The organism is Actinacidiphila glaucinigra (genome assembly GCF_035918135.1).
GTDB classification, from domain to species: domain Bacteria; phylum Actinomycetota; class Actinomycetes; order Streptomycetales; family Streptomycetaceae; genus Actinacidiphila; species Actinacidiphila glaucinigra.
In genome coordinates, this window is sequence record NZ_CP109144.1 from 3,913,641 (window position 1) to 3,930,167 (window position 16,527).

Genomic DNA, 16,527 nt, shown 5'->3' on the forward strand with positions numbered 1-16,527 from the left:
CGCTCGCAGACCGAAGGCCCCCGCGCGAGCGGGGGCCTTCGGCGTTCCGGCACTCGGGCCGGTCAGTGGAAGAAGTGCCGCGTACCGGTGAGGTACATGGTCACGCCTGCCTTGCGCGCGGCCTCGACCACGGCCTCGTCGCGCACCGAACCACCGGGCTGCACCACGGCCTTGACACCCGCGCCGGTGAGCACCTCCAGCCCGTCGGGGAAGGGGAAGAAGGCGTCGGATGCGGCGTAGGAGCCCGTCGCACGCTCCTCGCCGGCCCGCTGGACGGCGAGCTTGGCGGAGTCGACCCGGTTGACCTGGCCCATGCCGACGCCGACCGTGGCGCCGCCCTTGGCCAGCAGGATGGCGTTGGACTTCACGGCCCGGCAGGCCCGCCAGGCGAACGCCAGGTCGGCCAGCTCGTCGGCGGTCAGCGGCTCGCCGGTGGCCAGCGTCCAGGTGGCCGGGTCGTCGCCGGCGGCCTGGAGGCGGTCCTTCTCCTGCAGCAGCAGCCCGCCCTCCACGGGACGGAACTCCGTCTGCGCCACGGGCGCCTCGGGGCAGCGCAGCACGCGGATGTTCTTCTTCCGGGCGAGGACCTCGACCGCGCCCTCCTCGAAGTCCGGCGCCACGATGACCTCGGTGAAGATCTCGGCGACCTGCTCGGCCATGGCCACGGTCACCGGCCGGTTGACGGCGATGACGCCGCCGAAGGCCGACAGCGGGTCGCAGGCGTGCGCCTTGCGGTGCGCCTCGGCGACGTCGTCGCCCACCGCGATGCCGCACGGGTTGGCGTGCTTGATGATCGCGACGCAGGGCTCTTCGTGGTCGTACGCCGCCCGGCGCGCGGCCTCGGTGTCCACGTAGTTGTTGTAGGACATCTCCTTGCCGTGCAGCTGCTCGGCGTTCGCCAGGCCCGTCCCGCCGTCGGTGTACAGCGCGGCGGCCTGGTGCGGGTTCTCGCCGTAGCGCAGCACGTTCTTGCGCTCGTAGGTGGCGCCCATGAAGTCCGGGAAGGGGCTGTCGTCGGCGGGGGCGTAAGAGCCCGCGAACCAGCTCGCGACCGCGACGTCGTACGCCGCGGTGTGCTGGAACGCCTCGGCCGCCAGGCGCTTGCGGGTGCCGAGGTCGAAGCCGCCCTCACGGACGGCGGCGAGCACGTCCGCGTACCGCTCGGGGCTGGTCACGACCGCCACGGACGGGTGGTTCTTGGCGGCGGCGCGGACCATCGAGGGGCCGCCGATGTCGATCTGCTCCACGCACTCGTCCTCCGAGGCGCCGGAGGCGACCGTCTCGCGGAAGGGGTAGAGGTTGACCACGACCAGGTCGAAGGGCTCGACGCCCAGCTCCTCCAGCTGCCGGCGGTGGTCCTCCAGCCGCAGGTCGGCGAGGATGCCGGCGTGAACCTTCGGATGCAGGGTCTTGACCCGGCCGTCCAGGCACTCGGGGAACCCGGTCAGCTCCTCCACCTTGGTGACCGGCACCCCGGCGGCGGCGATCCGCCCGGCCGTCGAGCCGGTGGAGACCAGCTCGACGCCCGCCTCGTGCAGGCCGCGGGCCAGCTCCTCCAGACCGGTCTTGTCGTAGACGCTGACCAGTGCGCGACGGATCTCCCGCTTGGTACTCACGGCAACAGAACCTTTCGTCCCTCAATGCGATAGCCGTCGCGGGACAACCGCCCCACGACGTCGACGAGCAGCGTTCGCTCGACTTCCTTGATGCGCTCGTGGAGCGCTTCCTCCGTGTCGTCCTGCCGGACCTCGACCGCGCCCTGGGCGATGATCGGGCCGGTGTCGACGCCGTCGTCGACGAAGTGGACGGTGCAGCCGGTGACCTTCACGCCGTAGGCGAGGGCGTCGCGCACCCCGTGGGCGCCCGGGAAGCCCGGCAGCAGCGCCGGGTGCGTGTTGACGAGGCGGCCGCCGAACCGGGCGAGGAACTCCTTGCCCACGATCTTCATGAACCCCGCGGAGACGACCAGGTCAGGCTCGTACTCGGCCACCGCCCCGGTCAGCGCGGCGTCCCACGCCTCGCGGTCGCCGTGGTCGCCGACCCGGCAGACGAACGTCGGCACCCCGGCGCGCTCGGCGCGCTCCAGCCCGGCGATGCCGGACCGGTCCGCGCCGACGGCGACGACGTGCAGTCCCGCGTCGAGCAGCGCCTGCAGGTTCGTACCCGAACCGGAGACGAGCACGACGAGTCGGGCGGGGCGGGAAAGGGGCGGAAAGACTGTGGCCACTGCGGGTCATCTCTCGGGGATCCGGCGCTTTGGAGGATCGTACGACTCGAAGATCGCCGGAATTCCGGGGAACTCTACGAGGCCGTCGACCGTCAGCAACGATACCGGCACACCCACCCGCCCCCACGGGACGGGGGAGCGCGCGGGCGGTAGCGTCTGGGGTGAGAACGGCGAAGTCACGCGTCCGACAACACGAGGAGTCGACGGCAAGGGGATGACCCAGGCAAACATGAGCGGTGGCCGAGGCCACGAGCAGGACAACCCGTTCGCCCCGCCGCCGGAGAACGCGCCCGAGCAGCCCTGGCAGCCGCGCCGGCCGGAGCAGCCCTCCGGCTCCGGGGACGAGCCGCCCACGCCCACTCCGCCTCCGCCGCCCCCGGCGTGGGGCGGCCAGTGGAGCGACCGGCAGCCCAACCGGCAGGACGGCGGCTACGGCGACCGCCCCGGTGGCGGCTACGGCGGGCGGCGCCCGGACGGGCCCCGGTTCGACCCCACCGACCCCGCCCAGAGGCGTGCCCGCTACGCCATGATCTGCGGCATGTGGGGGCTCTTCTTCGCCCTCTTCCTCGGCTGGACGTACGTGGGGCTGCTGCTCGGCGCACTCGCGCTGTACTGGAGCGTCAACGCGCTGCGGATGAAGCCCGAGGAGCGGGCCAAGGCCCGCGCCGAGGCGGCCACGCTGCTGGCCGAGGGCGGGGCCGCCCCGACGCCGCCGCGGCCCACCGACCCGCGCAGCAAGCCGCAGCGCCCGGCCGCCCTCGGCGGTCTGATCATGGGCGGGCTCGCCCTCTGCGTCGTGGCGGTGACCTTCACGACCCAGGTGGTCTACAAGGACTACTACTCCTGCACACGCGACGCGCTCACCTCCTCGTCGCGCGACGCGTGCGAGAAGCTGCTGCCGACCCCGCTCCGCGACATCCTCAACACGCCCTGACGCATCGCATCGCCGCCCCGCCCCGGGCGGAGGCTCAGGCCTCCGACGGGGCGGCGTCGGCCGCCGCCCGGCCCCCCGCCTCCGGGCCCTCGGTCTTCGGGGTCTCGGCCCTCGCGGCCTCCGCCTCAGGGGTCACCGTCTTCGGGGCCTCCGACTCCTCGCGCTCCGTCCCGGCGGACGCGCGGCGTACCCGCACCCAGCGCACCAGCAGGGCCGTCGGCGTGCCGACGGTCGCCGTCCATCCGGCCGCCACGCCCCCGACGAGCCACCACGACGGCCCGAATTCCTCCAGTGCCCCGGTGCCCAGCGGCCCCGCCGCGAACCCGGTGAGCAGTGCCATGGCGATCCCGCACGCCAGCCCGCCCAGGGCCGTGTGCGCCGCGGTGCGCCCGAGGCCGCACGGCTCGCGGCGATCGACGGCAAGCACCCCCACCGCGACCCCGGCGAGCACCGGCACGACCAGTGCCACCCAGGTCAGCGACGTCCCGGGACCGGCCTGGGGCAGCGCCGCGAGCAGCGGGAAGTCCGGCAGCACCGGCTCCCCCACCACCCCGGCCGGACGCACCACGGCCTGGGTGCCGAGCGTGAAACCTGGGCCCATCGCGTAGGCCGCTCCCCACACGGCGGCGTTCGGGATCAGCGCGACCGCCACCGCCAGCACCGCCAGCCGCCCGGACAGCGCCTCGCTGAGCCGCGTGAAGGACGCCCCCGCGGCGCCGGGATGCAGCGCCAGGGTCACCGCCATGAGCGCCGCGCCGCCCGCGAGGAGGACGCAGACCCCCGCCGCCGCCGAACGCAGCACGGCCACGGGCTCCCGCAGCGGCACCGTCACCGTTGCGGTCACCCGGGACAGCCAGGCGGGCGGCGGGATCCGCGGCCGCCCCCGCTCCGCCCAGGCCCCGGCGCCCGCCGCGAGCGCGGCGACGACGGGCAGGTGCAGCGCGGCGGCGAGGGCGTCGCTGCGCACCGGTCCGTACGAGGTGTACACGACCACCCCGGCGCCCACCGCGAGGTAGCCGCCGATCAGCCACGCGACGGCGGACCGCGCCACCTTGCCGTCCGAGGCGGGCGCGACGGCGTCCGCCCCGGCCCGGTACAGCAGCCAGACCGGGAACGCCATGGGCAGCAGCGGCGTGACGCCGATGGGCGCGGCGACCCCGGAGAGGGTCTCGGTGCGCACGAGGTCGCCCCCGTGGGCGAGCAGCCAGCAGTCCGCGGCGACGTGCAGGGCGCCGTTCAGCCCGCTGTCGGGGAACGGTGAGACGACCCACAGGAAGAGCACGAGCATGGCGAAGCCGCCCAGGCCCAGGCCCGCCGCGACCACGCCGCCGGTGAAGGCGGGGGCCGATTCGGAGGAGCGCAGGGTCGCGTGGGCGGCCCGGATCCGTTGCACGGCACGACTCAGGGCGCTTGCGGCACTCACGGATCTCATGCTGCCAAGAACACCCCCTTTCGACGTGGCAGCATGCGAATGCCCGTCGTGTCGCGGAATATGGCGTTATGCGTTTCTTCATTCGATCCGAGTGGTCGATCGCATGAGCCGCACATCCACCACGAAGGCCGCGAAGGCCGGCAAGAGGCGAAGGCGTCACCAGTCGGCGAAGGCCGGGGACGCCGCGCAGGACCCGCAGGCCGCACGGACGGCCGGTCCGGGTGAGTTCGCGGCGCCCCACGACCCCGGCCCCGGCTCCCGCCCGACCGACCCGGCGTCCGCCTCCGCGTCCGCTCCGCCCGGCGGGCAGGCACTCCCGCAACCGCGGGCGCAGGACCCGGCGGTCGAGGCCGTACGGATCGCCGAGGCCGCCCAGGCCGCCTTCGACGGGCTGTACACCCGCAACGCCCCCGCCCTGCTCCGCCAGGTCGAACTGCTCACCGGGAGCATGCCGCTGGCCCGGCACGCCGTGCACCGCGCCTTCGACCTGGCCTGGCAGCGCTGGCCCGAGGTCGCCGTCGACCCCGACCCGGCCGGGTGGATCCGCGCGGAGGCGCACCACCACGCCCTCGCGCCCTGGCAGCAGCTGCTGCCCTGGTTCCGCACACCGCCACGGGAGCGCAGCCCGTTCCAGCGGCTGCCGCGCGGCACCCGGCACGCCGTGCTGCTCCACGACGGCCTGGGGCTGAGCCTGCGGCGCACCGCGGCGGAGAGCCTGGCCACCACCTCCATGACCAGGCGGCGCATCGTCCGGGGGCGTGAGGCCCTGGGCGAGGCGGCCGCGGTCCGGCTCGGCGACCTGCTGGACGAGCAGCCGCAGCCCGAGTACCCGGCGGCCATGGTGCGCGAGCTGAGCGAGCAGTGGCTGCGCATCCGCACGGTGGGCGCTGTGGGGGCGACGGTGCTGATCGCGCTGGTGACCGCGGTCGGGCTGGTCTTCGGGCCGCTGTCCGACCGGGTCGCGGCCGACCGCGACCCGGTCGGGCAGCGCACTTCCGCCCCCGCGCCCTGAGGGTGCCGCGCCCCGTCCGCGTGCGTCACCGCCCTGGCCGCCCGTCCCCGCGTACGCACGCGGGCCCGCCCCCCGGAGGGAGCGGGCCCGCGTGCGTGCCTCCGTACGGAGGCGGGGATCAGCCCTGGAGGATGGCGCGCGCGAGGCGGGCCGTCTCCGACGGGGTCTTGCCCACCTTGACGCCGGCGGCCTCGAGGGCCTCCTTCTTCGCCTGGGCGGTGCCGGAGGAGCCGGAGACGATGGCGCCGGCGTGGCCCATGGTCTTGCCCTCGGGCGCGGTGAAGCCCGCGACGTAGCCGACGACCGGCTTGGTGACGTGCTCGGCGATGAAGGCCGCGGCACGCTCCTCGGCGTCGCCGCCGATCTCGCCGATCATGACGATCAGGTCGGTGTCGGGGTCGTCCTGGAACGCCTTCAGCGCGTCGATGTGGGTGGTGCCGATGATCGGGTCACCGCCGATGCCGACCGCGGAGGAGAAGCCGATGTCGCTGAGCTCGTACATCATCTGGTAGGTCAGCGTGCCGGACTTCGACACCAGGCCGATACGGCCGGAGGTGGTGATGTCGGCCGGGATGATGCCCGCGTTGGACTGGCCGGGGGTGATCAGACCGGGGCAGTTGGGACCGATGATCCGGGTCTTGTTGCCCTTGCTGCCCGCGTACGCCCAGAAGGCGGCGGTGTCGTGGACGGCGATGCCCTCGGTGATCACGACCGCGAGGCCGATGCCGGCGTCGATGGCCTCGATGACCGCGCCCTTGGCGAACTTCGGCGGGACGAAGATGACGGTGACGTCGGCACCGGTCTTCTCCATCGCCTCGGCGACCGAGCCGAACACCGGCACCTCGGTGCCGTCGAAGTCCACGCTGGTGCCGGCCTTGCGCGGGTTCACGCCGCCGACGATGTTGGTGCCCGAGGCGAGCATGCGCCGGGTGTGCTTGGTGCCCTCGGAACCGGTCATCCCCTGGACGATGACCTTGCTCTCCTTGGTCAGGAAGATAGCCATGATGTGGTGACCTGTCCCTTACTTCGCAGCCAGCTCGGCGGCGCGCTCGGCGGCGCCGTCCATGGTGTCGACCTGCTCCACCAGCGGGTGGTTGGCGTCGGTGAGGATCTGCCGGCCCAGCTCGGCGTTGTTGCCGTCCAGGCGGACGACGAGCGGCTTGGTGACCTCTTCGCCCTTGGACTTCAGCAGCTCCAGGGCCTGGACGATGCCGTTGGCGACCGCGTCGCAGGCGGTGATGCCGCCGAAGACGTTGACGAAGACGGACTTGACGTCCGGGTCGCCCAGGATGATCTCGAGGCCGTTGGCCATGACCTCGGCGGAGGCGCCACCACCGATGTCGAGGAAGTTGGCGGGCTTGACGTTGCCGTGGCCCTCACCGGCGTAGGCGACGACGTCCAGGGTGCTCATGACGAGACCCGCGCCGTTGCCGATGATGCCGACCTCGCCGTCGAGCTTGACGTAGTTGAGGCCCTTGGCCTTGGCCGCGGCCTCCAGCGGGTTCGCGGCGGCGTGGTCGACCAGCGCCTCGTGCTCCGGCTGGCGGAAGTCGGCGTTCTCGTCCAGGGACACCTTGCCGTCGAGCGCGATGACGCGGCCGTCGGCGACCTTGGCGAGCGGGTTGACCTCGACGAGGAGCGCGTCCTCGGAGAGGAAGGTCTTCCACAGGGTCTGCAGGATCTCGGTGACCTGGTCGGCGACGTCGGCCGGGAAGGCGGCCGCCTCGACGATCTCGCGGGCCTTGGCCGGGGTCACGCCCTCGATGGCGTCCACCGGGATCTTGGCGACGGCCGCGGGGTTGGTGGCCGCGACCTCCTCGATCTCCATGCCGCCCTCGACGGACGCGATCGCCAGGAAGGTCCGGTTGGCGCGGTCGAGGAGGAAGGAGACGTAGTACTCGGAGGCGATCTCCGGGGCCAGCTCGGCCAGCATCACCTTGTGGACCGTGTGGCCCTTGATGTCCATGCCGAGGATCTGGCCGGCCTTGGCGACCGCGTCCTCGGGGTCCGACGCCACCTTCACGCCGCCGGCCTTGCCGCGGCCGCCGGTCTTCACCTGGGCCTTGACGACAGCCTTGCCACCGAGTCGCTCCGCGACCTCGCGCGCCGCCTCAGGCGTGTCGATGACTTCACCGGCCAGCACCGGTACACCGTGCTTGGCGAAGAGGTCCCTCGCCTGGTACTCGAACAGGTCCACGCGCGTCCGTCCTTGGTAATCGCGGTTCGTTGTCTGCGTGCGTGCCGGGGGCGGTCGTCGCTGACGTCTTCGTAACGAACCCTACGAACGGTCGTACGGGGGGCGCACACGTCGGCCGAAGCACGCGGCATGTCCGTCTCGCAGGTTATCGCCGCACGGGCGGCACGGGTAAATCGGAGATGGCGCAGGAGCGGTGAGAACGGTCACAGACCAGCCGAACGGGGGGCTTTCCTTGACAGCGCAAGCGCCGCCCGCGCAGGGCGGACGGCCTCCCGGCGGCGTCCCGGCCGGAGCAGGATCGCTCACCGAGAGTGACAGGGCCGCCGCCGCCCGCCCGGCCCGGCATCACCCGCCGGGCTCGGGCACGGGCAGCGGCCGCTTCTCGATGGCGGCCGCCATGACCTCGGGGAAGAGGTCCGGGGTGCAGGCGAACGCGGGTACCCCCAGTGCCGCGAGCGCCGCCGCGTGCTCGCGGTCGTAGGAGGGCGCGCCCTCGTCCGACAGCGCCAGCAGCGCCACGAACTGCACTCCGGACGCCTTCATCGCGGCGACCCGCTTGAGCATCTCTTCGCGGATGCCGCCCTCGTACAGGTCGCTGACGAGGACGACGACGGTCTCGGCGGGCCGGCTGACGAGGGACTGGCAGTAGGCCAGCGCCCGGTTGATGTCGGTGCCGCCGCCGAGGCTGGTGCCGAACAGCACGTCGACGGGGTCGTCCAGATGTTCCGTCAGGTCGGCGACCGCCGTGTCGAAGACGACGAGCCGGGTGTCGAGGCTGCGCACGGAGGCGAGTACGGCGCCGAAGACGGACGCGTGGACCACGGACGCCGCCATCGAGCCCGACTGGTCGATGCAGAGCACGACGTCCTTACGCACCGCCCGCGAGGCGCGGCCGTGGCCGATCAGCCGCTCGGGCACGACCGTGCCGTGCTCGGGCAGGTAGTGCCGGAGGTTGGCACGGATCGTGCGGTCCCAGTCGATGTCCCGGTGCCGGGGGCGGTCCACCCGGGCCGAACGGTCCAGCGCGCCGGTGAGGGCGGCCCGGGTCCGGGTCGCCAGGCGGCGCTCCAGGTCCTCCACGACCTTGCGGACGACCGCACGCGCGGTCTCCTTCGTCGTCGCGGGCATCGCCTTGTTCAGCGAGAGCAGCGTGCCGACCAGGTGGGCGTCGGGCTCGACCGCCTCCAGCATCTCCGGTTCCAGCAGCAGCGCGGACAGCCCGAGCCGGTCGACGGCGTCGCGCTGCATCACCTGCACGACGCTGCTGGGGAAGTACCTGCGGATGTCCCCCAGCCAGCGCGCGACCTGGGGCGCCGAGCCGCCCAGCCCGCCGCTCCGCGGGAGAGGTGCCCCGCCTTCGCCGGGCGGCGCGGTGCCGTACAGCGCCTCCAGCGACTGGTCCATCGCGGCGTCCCGGCCGGTGAGGCGCCGCCCCGTGCCGTCGGCGGGCCCGCCGCCGAGCACCATCCGCCAGCGGCGCAGCCGCTCGTCGGCGTCCGCACCCGTGCCCGGGCGCTCGTCGCTGCCCGGGCCCTCGTCCGTGCCCTTCACGCGTCCTGACCCCCGTCCGCTCCGCCGGGCCCCAGCAGCAGCCGCACGGTGGACAGCGCCGCCTCCGCCCGCTCCTCGTCGAGCCGCGGGGCGAAGCCCGGCAGACCCTCCCCCGCGGGGCCACCCGCGCCCCCGCCTCCCGGGCCGCGCCGCACCAGCTCCCCCACCGTGCGCCGCACCCCCGGGTCGAAGCCGCCGAAGGTGCGCCGCAGCAGCGGCAGCACGTCGTCGAAGGCCGCCGCGGGCACCGCGGACAGCCAGCCGTCGACCAGCGCGAGCAGCCGCTCGTCGTGGACCAGCAGCATCCCGCCCCCGGCGAGGAATCCCTCGACCCAGGCGGCCGCCTCCTGGGGCGCCGTGCCGTGCGACAGGGCGAGTCCCATCAGCCGGGCCACCTCGCCTGGCTCCAGGCGGGCGTCGTCGAGGAGCAGCCGTGCGGCGCTGCCGCGCAGCAGCCCCGGTATGCCGCGGTCGCGCACGGCCAGCTTCCGCAGCGCGCCGGCCCAGCGGTCGCGCAGCGCGTCGTCACCGAGCAGGACCAGGGCCTGCTGCACCTCCGTGACATGACCGCGCATCTCGGCGGCGCCGTCCGCGTCGAGCCCCGCGCAGGCGGGCGGGAGCCCGACGCGGACGCGCTCCGCGAGCCCCTCGGCGACCTCGCGCAGCGCCCCCGCGTCCGTGCCCCGCACGTCGCCGTAGCGCAGCGAGCGCACGAGCGCGGGCAGTGCCTGCGCGAGGTGCGCGACGTCCGCGTCGAGCGCCGCCCGGTCGGCGAGCACCCGCATCACCGTCGGCAGGGCGTCCGGCAGCCCGGCGAGCAGGCAGCGTTCGGCGAGGCCCGTCACCTCGGCGAGTGCCCGCGCGTTCACCGCCGCGTCCTCGGCCCGGGCGCCCGCCGCGGACTCCACCGTGGTGCCCCACACCCCGGCCTCCGCGACCGCCACGGCGAGTTCCGGCTCCCAGCGCAGCCGCCAGCTCTCCCGGAAGGTGCCGGTGGCGGCCGTGCGGGACCGGCTCGGCTGCCCCCAGCCGATCCCGAGCATCCGCAGCCGGTGCAGCAGCCGGCTGCGTGCGGCGTCGGTGTCCTTGCGCAGGTCCAGGTCCACCTCCTTCTCCGGTGCCTCCGGCTTCATCCGCAGCCTGCGCTGCTCGCGTGCCAGGTCGCGGGCGAGGGGCACCGCGGGCGCGCCCTCCGGGACCTCGCCCAGCACGTCCCCCACCACCAGCCGGTCCCGGATCAGCGCCAGCGGAACGTCCGATCCGTCGCACATCACCGCCCGTACCGCGTCCGTGGTCTCGCCGAGTCCGGGCAGCGGGCGGCCGCGCAGGCCCGCGAGGGTGTCGGCGAGCCGTACCGCCTCGATGACGTGCGCGGAGGAGACCGGGAGGTCCTCCTCGCGCAGCAGGCCGGCGACCTTGGTCATCCACCGGGCGACGGGCCGGTCGGGCGAGGTGAACAGATGGCGGTACCAGCCGGGCGAGTCGATGCCGGCTCCGTAGCCGCCGGCCCGGGAGAGCCTGCGGTGCGTCCAGGGCACCCAGGTGACCTCCACCTTCGCCTTGGGCAGGCCCTTGAGCAGGGCCCGGTCGGCGGTGACCCCGCCCGTCCGGGCGAGGGCGGGCACGTGCCAGGCCCCACACACCACGGCCACCCGCTCGTGCGCCCGGCGCGCCTCCCGTATCCGCAGCCGCATGTGGGCCTCGCGTACCGCGTCCCCCCGGTGTCCGCCGTCGCCGTAGGTCTCGCGCAGCACACCCATGGCCTCGGCGAGCGCCCCGAACGCGGCCAGCGGGTCGCCGTCCCCCTCGCCGTCCCGGCCGCGGTGCTCGACGGCGTCCTCCCACCAGCGCTCCGGATCGTCGTGGCCGGCCGTCCGCGCCAGCACGGCGAGCGGGTCGATGCGCGCGTCCGCCGCCCCGGCTTCCTCTTCTCCCCGGACTCCTTCTTCTCCTTCCCGTCGTACCTGTGGTCCCTGCGGAGCGTCCCTCTCGTCGCGCAGCAGGAGCGAATGCGCGGCGGGCAGGTCGATGAAGCGCACCGGCACCCCGTGTCCGGCCGCCCAGCGGATCGCCGCCCATTCGGGGGAGAACTCGGCGAACGGCCAGAAGCCGGCTCGGGACGGCTCGTCCACCACGTGGGCGAGCAGCGCGACGGGCGGCCGCATCCCGGGATCGGCGGCGAGCCCCAGCACCGCGTCGGCCTCCGGCGGGCCCTCGACGAGCACGATCCGCGGCTCCAGCCGGTCGAGTGCGGCCCGCACGGCGCGGGCCGACCCCGGGCCGTGGTGCCGCACCCCCAGCAGCGCCACCCCGTCCGCGGCGGTCACGGCGTCACCTCACGGCAGGCGCGGTAGAAGTCCTTCCAGCCCTCCCGCTCGCGGACCACGGTCTCCAGGTACTCCTGCCAGACCACGCGGTCGGCGGCCGGGTCGCGGACCACCGCCCCGAGGATCCCCGCGGCGATGTCCCCGGCGCGCAGCACACCGTCCCCGAAGTGCGCGGCCAGGGCGAGTCCGTTGGTCACCACGGAGATCGCCTCGGCCGTGGAGAGCGTGCCGGAGGGGGACTTCACCTTCGTGCGCCCGTCGGCGGTCACCCCGCCGCGCAGTTCGCGGAAGACGGTGACCACCCGCCGGATCTCGTCCGCGCCCTTTGGAGCGGCGGGCAGCTCCAGCGAGCGTCCGAGCTGGCGGACGCGGCGGCTGACGATGTCGACCTCCTCCTCCACGGTCGCGGGCAGCGGCAGCACGACCGTGTTGAAGCGCCGGCGCAGCGCACCGGACAGGTCGTTGACGCCGCGGTCGCGGTCGTTGGCCGTCGCGATCACGTTGAACCCGCGCACCGCTTGGGTCTCGGTGCCCAGCTCCGGTATCGGCAGCGTCTTCTCGGAGAGGATCGTGATGAGGGTGTCCTGGACGTCCGCGGGGATGCGGGTCAGCTCCTCCACACGGGCGATGCGCCCCTCGCCCATCGCCCGCATGACCGGACTCGGGACCAGGGCCTCCCGGCTCGGGCCGCCGGTGAGCAGCCGGGCGTAGTTCCACCCGTAGCGGATGGCCTCCTCCGGGGTGCCCGCGGTGCCCTGCACCAGCAGCGTGGAGTCACCGCTGACGGCGGCGGCGAGGTGCTCGGAGACCCAGGTCTTGGCGGTGCCCGGGACGCCGAGCAGCAGCAGCGCCCGGTCGGTCGCGAGTGTGCTGACCGCGACCTCCACGATCCGCCGCGGACCCACGTACTTGGGGGAGACGACCGTGCCGTCGGGCAGCTCCCCGCCGAGCAGGTACGTGGCGACCGCCCACGGCGACAGGTTCCACCGGGCCGGGCGCGGCCGGTCGTCGGCCGCCGCGAGAGCCTTGAGCTCATGGGCGAACGCGTCTTCGGCATGCGGCCGGAGTGCGGTGTCCACGGACATGGTTCTCCCCTGTTCTCCCATGGAGCCGATGGCGCGGACGCCCCGTCAGCCCCCGCGGGGCGTCCGCGTTCCCACCATCGCGCACCCCACTGACAATCCCGTCCCCCCGTCAGGAAGTCGCAGCTCAGGGCGGTTTGTCAGTGCCTGCCCGTAGCGTCGTGGCCATGAACGGGACGGATGGACGGCGAGCGGAGCGGTGGACGGCCGACCAGGTCCTGGCACTCGCGTCCGACACGTCGTCACGCGAGGCCGGGACGGTCCTGGCGACGGCTGCCCGCTGGTCCGGCACGGGGAGCTCGGGCACTGCGGTGTGGGGGTTGTGCGCGGGCAGCGGCGGCGCCCCGTACCGGGCGGTGGCCGACACCGCGGGGCCCGCCTTCGGGTGCAGCTGCCCCAGCCGCGCGTTCCCGTGCAAGCACGCGCTCGCGCTGCTCCTGTTGTGGGCCGGGGGCGAGGTCGGGCCGGCCGCACACGGGGGCGGCCGGCCCGACTGGGTCACCGAATGGCTGGACGCGCGCCGCGCGCGCGAGGAACGGACGGAGCGGGGCGAGCGCGGGACGTCCGGCGGTGACCGGGAGGCGGCGCGCAGGAGGGCCGAGCGCCGGGCGGGGCGGGTCGCCGCCGGAGCGACGGAGCTGGAGCGGCGGCTGGCGGACCTGCTGCGGGGAGGCCTGGCGGGCGCGGACCGCGAGGGATACCGGCGGTGGGAGGAGACGGCGGCGCGCATGGTCGACGCCCAGGCCCCCGGTCTCGCCTCGCGGGTGCGCGAGCTGGGCGCGCTCGCGGGGTCGGGGGGTGACTGGCCGTCGCGGCTGCTGGAGGAGACGGCGCTGCTGCACCTGCTGGCCAGGGGCTGCCTGCGGCAGGACTCTCTTCCCGAGCCGCTGGCGGCCACCGTCCGGTCCCGGGTCGGATTCACCGTGGACTCGGCGGAACTCCTCGCCGGGCCGACGGTGCGCGACCGTTGGCTGGTCCTGGCGCGGCACGACACCGCCGACGACCGTCTCACCACCCGCAGGACCTGGCTGTACGGGGAGGCCACCGGCCGCACCGCGCTGCTGCTGTCCTTCGGGGCGGCGGGCAGAGCGCCGGAGCCCGGGCTGCCGGTCGGCCTCGGCCTCGACGCGGAGCTGGCCTTCCATCCGGCGGCCCGTCCGCTGCGGGCGGTGCTCGGGCCGCGGCACAGTGCGCCCCTGCCGGGCCGCGTGCCACCGGGCGTACCGGTGGCGGCGGCGCTCGACAGGTACGGGCGGGCTGTGGCCGGCGATCCATGGCTGGACGCCTGGCCGGTCGTGCTCGCCGGTGTCGTGCCGATACCCGGCGGGGCGGGCTGGCAGGTGGCGGACGCGGACGGGAGCGACGCCGTCCCGGTCGTGGCGGGCGGCGCCGGTGCCGGAGCGGGGCTGTGGCGCCTCGCGGCGGTCTCCGGCGGCCACCCGGTGACGGTGTTCGGCGAGCTGGGGCACCAGGGCTTCCGCCCGTTCACGGCCTGGGCCGGTACGGACACGGAGCCGGTGCCGCTGACGGTGTGATCCCGGCCGGGATCCCCGCCGGCGGCCGCGTGGAGACGACGACGAAGGGGGACCGATGACGACGACCTGGGCCGAGCTGGTCGGCACCGCGCTCCTCGGCACCGGCCGCAGGGGCGGCACACCCGAGGAGCTGCTGGACGCCGCCGCGCTCGCCGTCGTACGGCGCCGCGCCGGGGTGCGGACGGCCACGGCGGGAGCACTCCCGGCCACGGCACCCCACGACCCGCGGCCACCGCTGCCCGAGGCGGCGCGACGGCGCCTGTCCCTGCTGCTGGCGGAACGCTCGGCCGGGGGCGGCGGGGGCAGCCGGCGCGGCGCCGCCCCCAACCTCCCCGAGCTGCTGCCCCAGTGGCTCGCCGAGGCCGATGCCCGCGGCTGGGCCGCCCCGCCGGAGCTGCTGCCCGCGCTGCTGGACGCCGCCCGCGCGCGCACCGACCTGCGCCCGGACGCTCTGGCCCTGGCGGGACCGCGCGGCCTGTGGCTGGCGGAGCTGAACGCGGACTGGCGGTTCGCGCTGCGCGCCGGGGCGCCCGGCGTCGTCCCGGACACCGGTGACCCGGGCGCTGTGCGGACGCTGTGGGAGGAGGGGCTCTTCGCCGAACGGGTGGCGCTGCTGGCCCGGTTGCGGGCCCGCGACCCGCGCCGGGCACTGGAGCTGCTGCGCTCGGGATGGGCCGCCGAGCGCGCCGAGGACCGGCTGATGTTCCTGGACTCGCTCCGCGAGGGCCTGTCGCCGCAGGACGAGCCGTTCCTGGAACAGGCCCTCGCCGACCGCAGCCGCAATGTGCGGGCCACGGCCGCCGAGCTGCTGTCGGCCCTCCCCGGCTCCGCCCTCGCCGCCCGGATGGCCGCACGGGCCAGGACGTGCGTCGCGTGGGACCCGACGGCCGGCCGGATCGGCGTGGAGGCGCCCTACGAGTGCGACGCGGCCATGGAACGCGACGGCGTGGTGGCGATACCGCCGGCCGGGCGCGGAGAGCGGGCGTGGTGGTTCGGCCAAGTGGTGGACGCGGCGCCGCTCGCCACCTGGCGGAAGCGCTTCGGCGGCCGGACCCCGGAGGAGGTCATCGCGCTGCCCGTCGCCGACGACTGGCAGGCGGATCTGCACGCGGCCTGGTGCCGGGCGGCGGTGCGCCAGGGGGACGCCGCCTGGGCACGCGCCCTGCTGGGCCCCGCCCCGGCGCCCGCGACGGCGGTCAGCCCGGTCGGGGACCCGGCGAAGCTGCTGTCGATCCTCCCGGCCCCGGAGCGGGCGGAGTGGGTGGCCCGTTTCATCGCGGCGCACGGCCTGTCGGAGGCGTTCCAGATGCTGGCGGTCTGCGCCGTGCCCTGGGCCGAGCCGCTGGGGGCGGCGGTGGTGGACGCCCTGGACATCGCGCGCGACGCGGGCAGCTACCCGTGGAGCTTCAGCGGGGTGATGGGCCTGGCCGAGCGCTGCATGGACCCCGCGGAGGCCGACCGGGCGGCCCCGTTGGCCGCGGTGCCCGCGGAGTCCGCCGACACCTCGCCGGGCGCCGGGGCGTACTGGGCGGAGGCCTTCCAGCGACTGGTCGGCACCCTGCGGCTGCGGGCCACGATGCTCGCGGAGCTGACCTGATCAGGCGGCCGTTGCGCGCCGTGGCCACCGTCCGCGCCCCTGGGCCGGCCGGTGGCGGTGCGGGGAGAGCCCGCACCGCCGTCCGGGACGATCAGGCTTCGGCCGGATGGCGGATGTTGTCGGTCACCCAGGTGATGACGTCGGTGGTCGACGTACCCGGGGTGAAGATCGCGGCCACGCCCAGTTCCCGCAGCGGGGCGATGTCGTCCTCCGGGATGATCCCGCCGCCGAAGACCTTGATGTCCTCGGCCTCACGGTCGCGGAGCAGCTCGATCACCTTGGCGAAGAGCGTCATGTGGGCCCCGGAGAGGATCGACAGGCCGATGGCGTCGGCGTCCTCCTGGATCGCGGTGTCCACGATCTGCTCGGGCGTCTGGTGGAGACCGGTGTAGATGACCTCCATGCCGGCATCCCGCAGCGCCCGGGCGATGACCTTGGCCCCGCGGTCGTGACCGTCCAGCCCCGGCTTGGCGACCACCACACGGATCGGTCCGGACACTCCCATTCACTGCCTCCATAGACGATTGCTGCGCTCAGCGGGCACATGTGTGAACGAACGTTATCGCCAGCATCCCCCGTGCGGACAGTTTCACGAAGGGCCCCGAGGGGGAAATCACACATGGGACACGTTCA

The 16,527-nt window shown here is 74.8% G+C and carries 13 protein-coding genes; 4 read left to right on the top strand and 9 right to left on the bottom strand.

From position 1 onward, the window contains the following. Nucleotides 1-62 precede the first annotated feature (62 nt). Nucleotides 63-1,616 carry a bifunctional phosphoribosylaminoimidazolecarboxamide formyltransferase/IMP cyclohydrolase gene (purH, locus tag OIE69_RS17220; protein ID WP_326572800.1) on the bottom strand — a complete coding sequence of 518 codons (1,554 nt, stop codon included), beginning with the start codon at nucleotides 1,614-1,616 and terminating at the stop codon, nucleotides 63-65. Next, the gene (gene purN / locus OIE69_RS17225) at nucleotides 1,613-2,227 is read right to left on the bottom strand and encodes a phosphoribosylglycinamide formyltransferase (RefSeq protein WP_326572801.1); all 615 of its coding nucleotides are present in this window, start codon (nucleotides 2,225-2,227) and stop codon (nucleotides 1,613-1,615) included. The genes purH and purN overlap by 4 nt, the downstream gene beginning before the upstream one ends. Before the next feature lie 229 nt (nucleotides 2,228-2,456). On the opposite strand from purN, the gene OIE69_RS17230 reads away from it, so the two are divergent. Then, entirely contained in the window at nucleotides 2,457-3,161 is a 705-nt protein-coding gene (locus OIE69_RS17230; RefSeq protein ID WP_326572802.1) for a hypothetical protein, read from the top strand. 34 nt (nucleotides 3,162-3,195) lie between these two features. On the opposite strand, the gene OIE69_RS17235 is transcribed toward OIE69_RS17230, so the two are convergent. Further along, nucleotides 3,196-4,584 carry a cell division protein PerM gene (locus tag OIE69_RS17235; RefSeq protein WP_326572803.1) on the bottom strand — a complete coding sequence of 463 codons (1,389 nt, stop codon included), beginning with the start codon at nucleotides 4,582-4,584 and terminating at the stop codon, nucleotides 3,196-3,198. Nucleotides 4,585-4,696: 112 nt separating this feature from the next. On the opposite strand from OIE69_RS17235, the gene OIE69_RS17240 reads away from it, so the two are divergent. Next, nucleotides 4,697-5,605 carry an RNA polymerase sigma factor gene (locus tag OIE69_RS17240; protein ID WP_326572804.1) on the top strand — a complete coding sequence of 303 codons (909 nt, stop codon included), beginning with the start codon at nucleotides 4,697-4,699 and terminating at the stop codon, nucleotides 5,603-5,605. Nucleotides 5,606-5,723: 118 nt separating this feature from the next. Here OIE69_RS17240 and sucD read toward each other — a convergent pair whose 3' ends face one another. The 5 genes from sucD to OIE69_RS17265 form a co-directional block, all read right to left on the bottom strand. After that, nucleotides 5,724-6,608 (bottom strand): succinate--CoA ligase subunit alpha, encoded by an 885-nt coding sequence (gene sucD, locus OIE69_RS17245; protein ID WP_089224403.1) that lies wholly within the window; start codon nucleotides 6,606-6,608, stop codon nucleotides 5,724-5,726. A gap of 18 nt (nucleotides 6,609-6,626) precedes the next feature. Beyond that, nucleotides 6,627-7,802 (bottom strand): ADP-forming succinate--CoA ligase subunit beta, encoded by a 1,176-nt coding sequence (sucC, locus tag OIE69_RS17250; protein WP_326572805.1) that lies wholly within the window; start codon nucleotides 7,800-7,802, stop codon nucleotides 6,627-6,629. Nucleotides 7,803-8,147: 345 nt separating this feature from the next. Further along, nucleotides 8,148-9,269 (bottom strand): vWA domain-containing protein, encoded by a 1,122-nt coding sequence (locus OIE69_RS17255; RefSeq protein ID WP_326581222.1) that lies wholly within the window; start codon nucleotides 9,267-9,269, stop codon nucleotides 8,148-8,150. Nucleotides 9,270-9,349: 80 nt separating this feature from the next. Then, nucleotides 9,350-11,680 (bottom strand): DUF5682 family protein, encoded by a 2,331-nt coding sequence (locus OIE69_RS17260; RefSeq protein ID WP_326572806.1) that lies wholly within the window; start codon nucleotides 11,678-11,680, stop codon nucleotides 9,350-9,352. Further along, nucleotides 11,677-12,765 (bottom strand): ATP-binding protein, encoded by a 1,089-nt coding sequence (locus OIE69_RS17265; RefSeq protein ID WP_326572807.1) that lies wholly within the window; start codon nucleotides 12,763-12,765, stop codon nucleotides 11,677-11,679. Before OIE69_RS17265 ends, OIE69_RS17260 begins: the two co-directional genes overlap by 4 nt. 164 nt (nucleotides 12,766-12,929) lie before the next feature. Here OIE69_RS17265 and OIE69_RS17270 point away from each other — a divergent pair, with 164 nt between their 5' ends. After that, the gene (locus tag OIE69_RS17270) at nucleotides 12,930-14,297 is read left to right on the top strand and encodes an SWIM zinc finger family protein (RefSeq protein WP_326572808.1); all 1,368 of its coding nucleotides are present in this window, start codon (nucleotides 12,930-12,932) and stop codon (nucleotides 14,295-14,297) included. Nucleotides 14,298-14,352: 55 nt separating this feature from the next. Further along, nucleotides 14,353-15,894: a DUF5691 domain-containing protein gene (locus OIE69_RS17275; protein ID WP_326572809.1), complete on the top strand. Its 1,542-nt coding sequence runs from the start codon at nucleotides 14,353-14,355 to the stop codon at nucleotides 15,892-15,894. Between the two features lie 91 nt (nucleotides 15,895-15,985). Here OIE69_RS17275 and OIE69_RS17280 read toward each other — a convergent pair whose 3' ends face one another. Continuing rightward, on the bottom strand, nucleotides 15,986-16,399 hold the full coding sequence (locus tag OIE69_RS17280) for a cobalamin B12-binding domain-containing protein (RefSeq protein WP_326572810.1): 414 nt from the start codon (nucleotides 16,397-16,399) through the stop codon (nucleotides 15,986-15,988). Nucleotides 16,400-16,527: the final 128 nt, after the last annotated feature.

What these genes read in the sequence shown, in the direction of transcription:
- OIE69_RS17240 (WP_326572804.1), top strand. Translation starts at nt 4,697, where the DNA reads ATGAGCCGCACATCCACCACGAAGGCCGCGAAGGCCGGCAAGAGGCGA.
- sucD (WP_089224403.1), bottom strand. Translation starts at nt 6,608, where the DNA reads ATGGCTATCTTCCTGACCAAGGAGAGCAAGGTCATCGTCCAGGGGATG.
- OIE69_RS17230 (WP_326572802.1), top strand. Translation starts at nt 2,457, where the DNA reads ATGAGCGGTGGCCGAGGCCACGAGCAGGACAACCCGTTCGCCCCGCCG.
- OIE69_RS17270 (WP_326572808.1), top strand. Translation starts at nt 12,930, where the DNA reads ATGAACGGGACGGATGGACGGCGAGCGGAGCGGTGGACGGCCGACCAG.
- OIE69_RS17265 (WP_326572807.1), bottom strand. Translation starts at nt 12,765, where the DNA reads ATGTCCGTGGACACCGCACTCCGGCCGCATGCCGAAGACGCGTTCGCC.
- OIE69_RS17275 (WP_326572809.1), top strand. Translation starts at nt 14,353, where the DNA reads ATGACGACGACCTGGGCCGAGCTGGTCGGCACCGCGCTCCTCGGCACC.
- OIE69_RS17255 (WP_326581222.1), bottom strand. Translation starts at nt 9,269, where the DNA reads ATGGTGCTCGGCGGCGGGCCCGCCGACGGCACGGGGCGGCGCCTCACC.
- OIE69_RS17280 (WP_326572810.1), bottom strand. Translation starts at nt 16,399, where the DNA reads ATGGGAGTGTCCGGACCGATCCGTGTGGTGGTCGCCAAGCCGGGGCTG.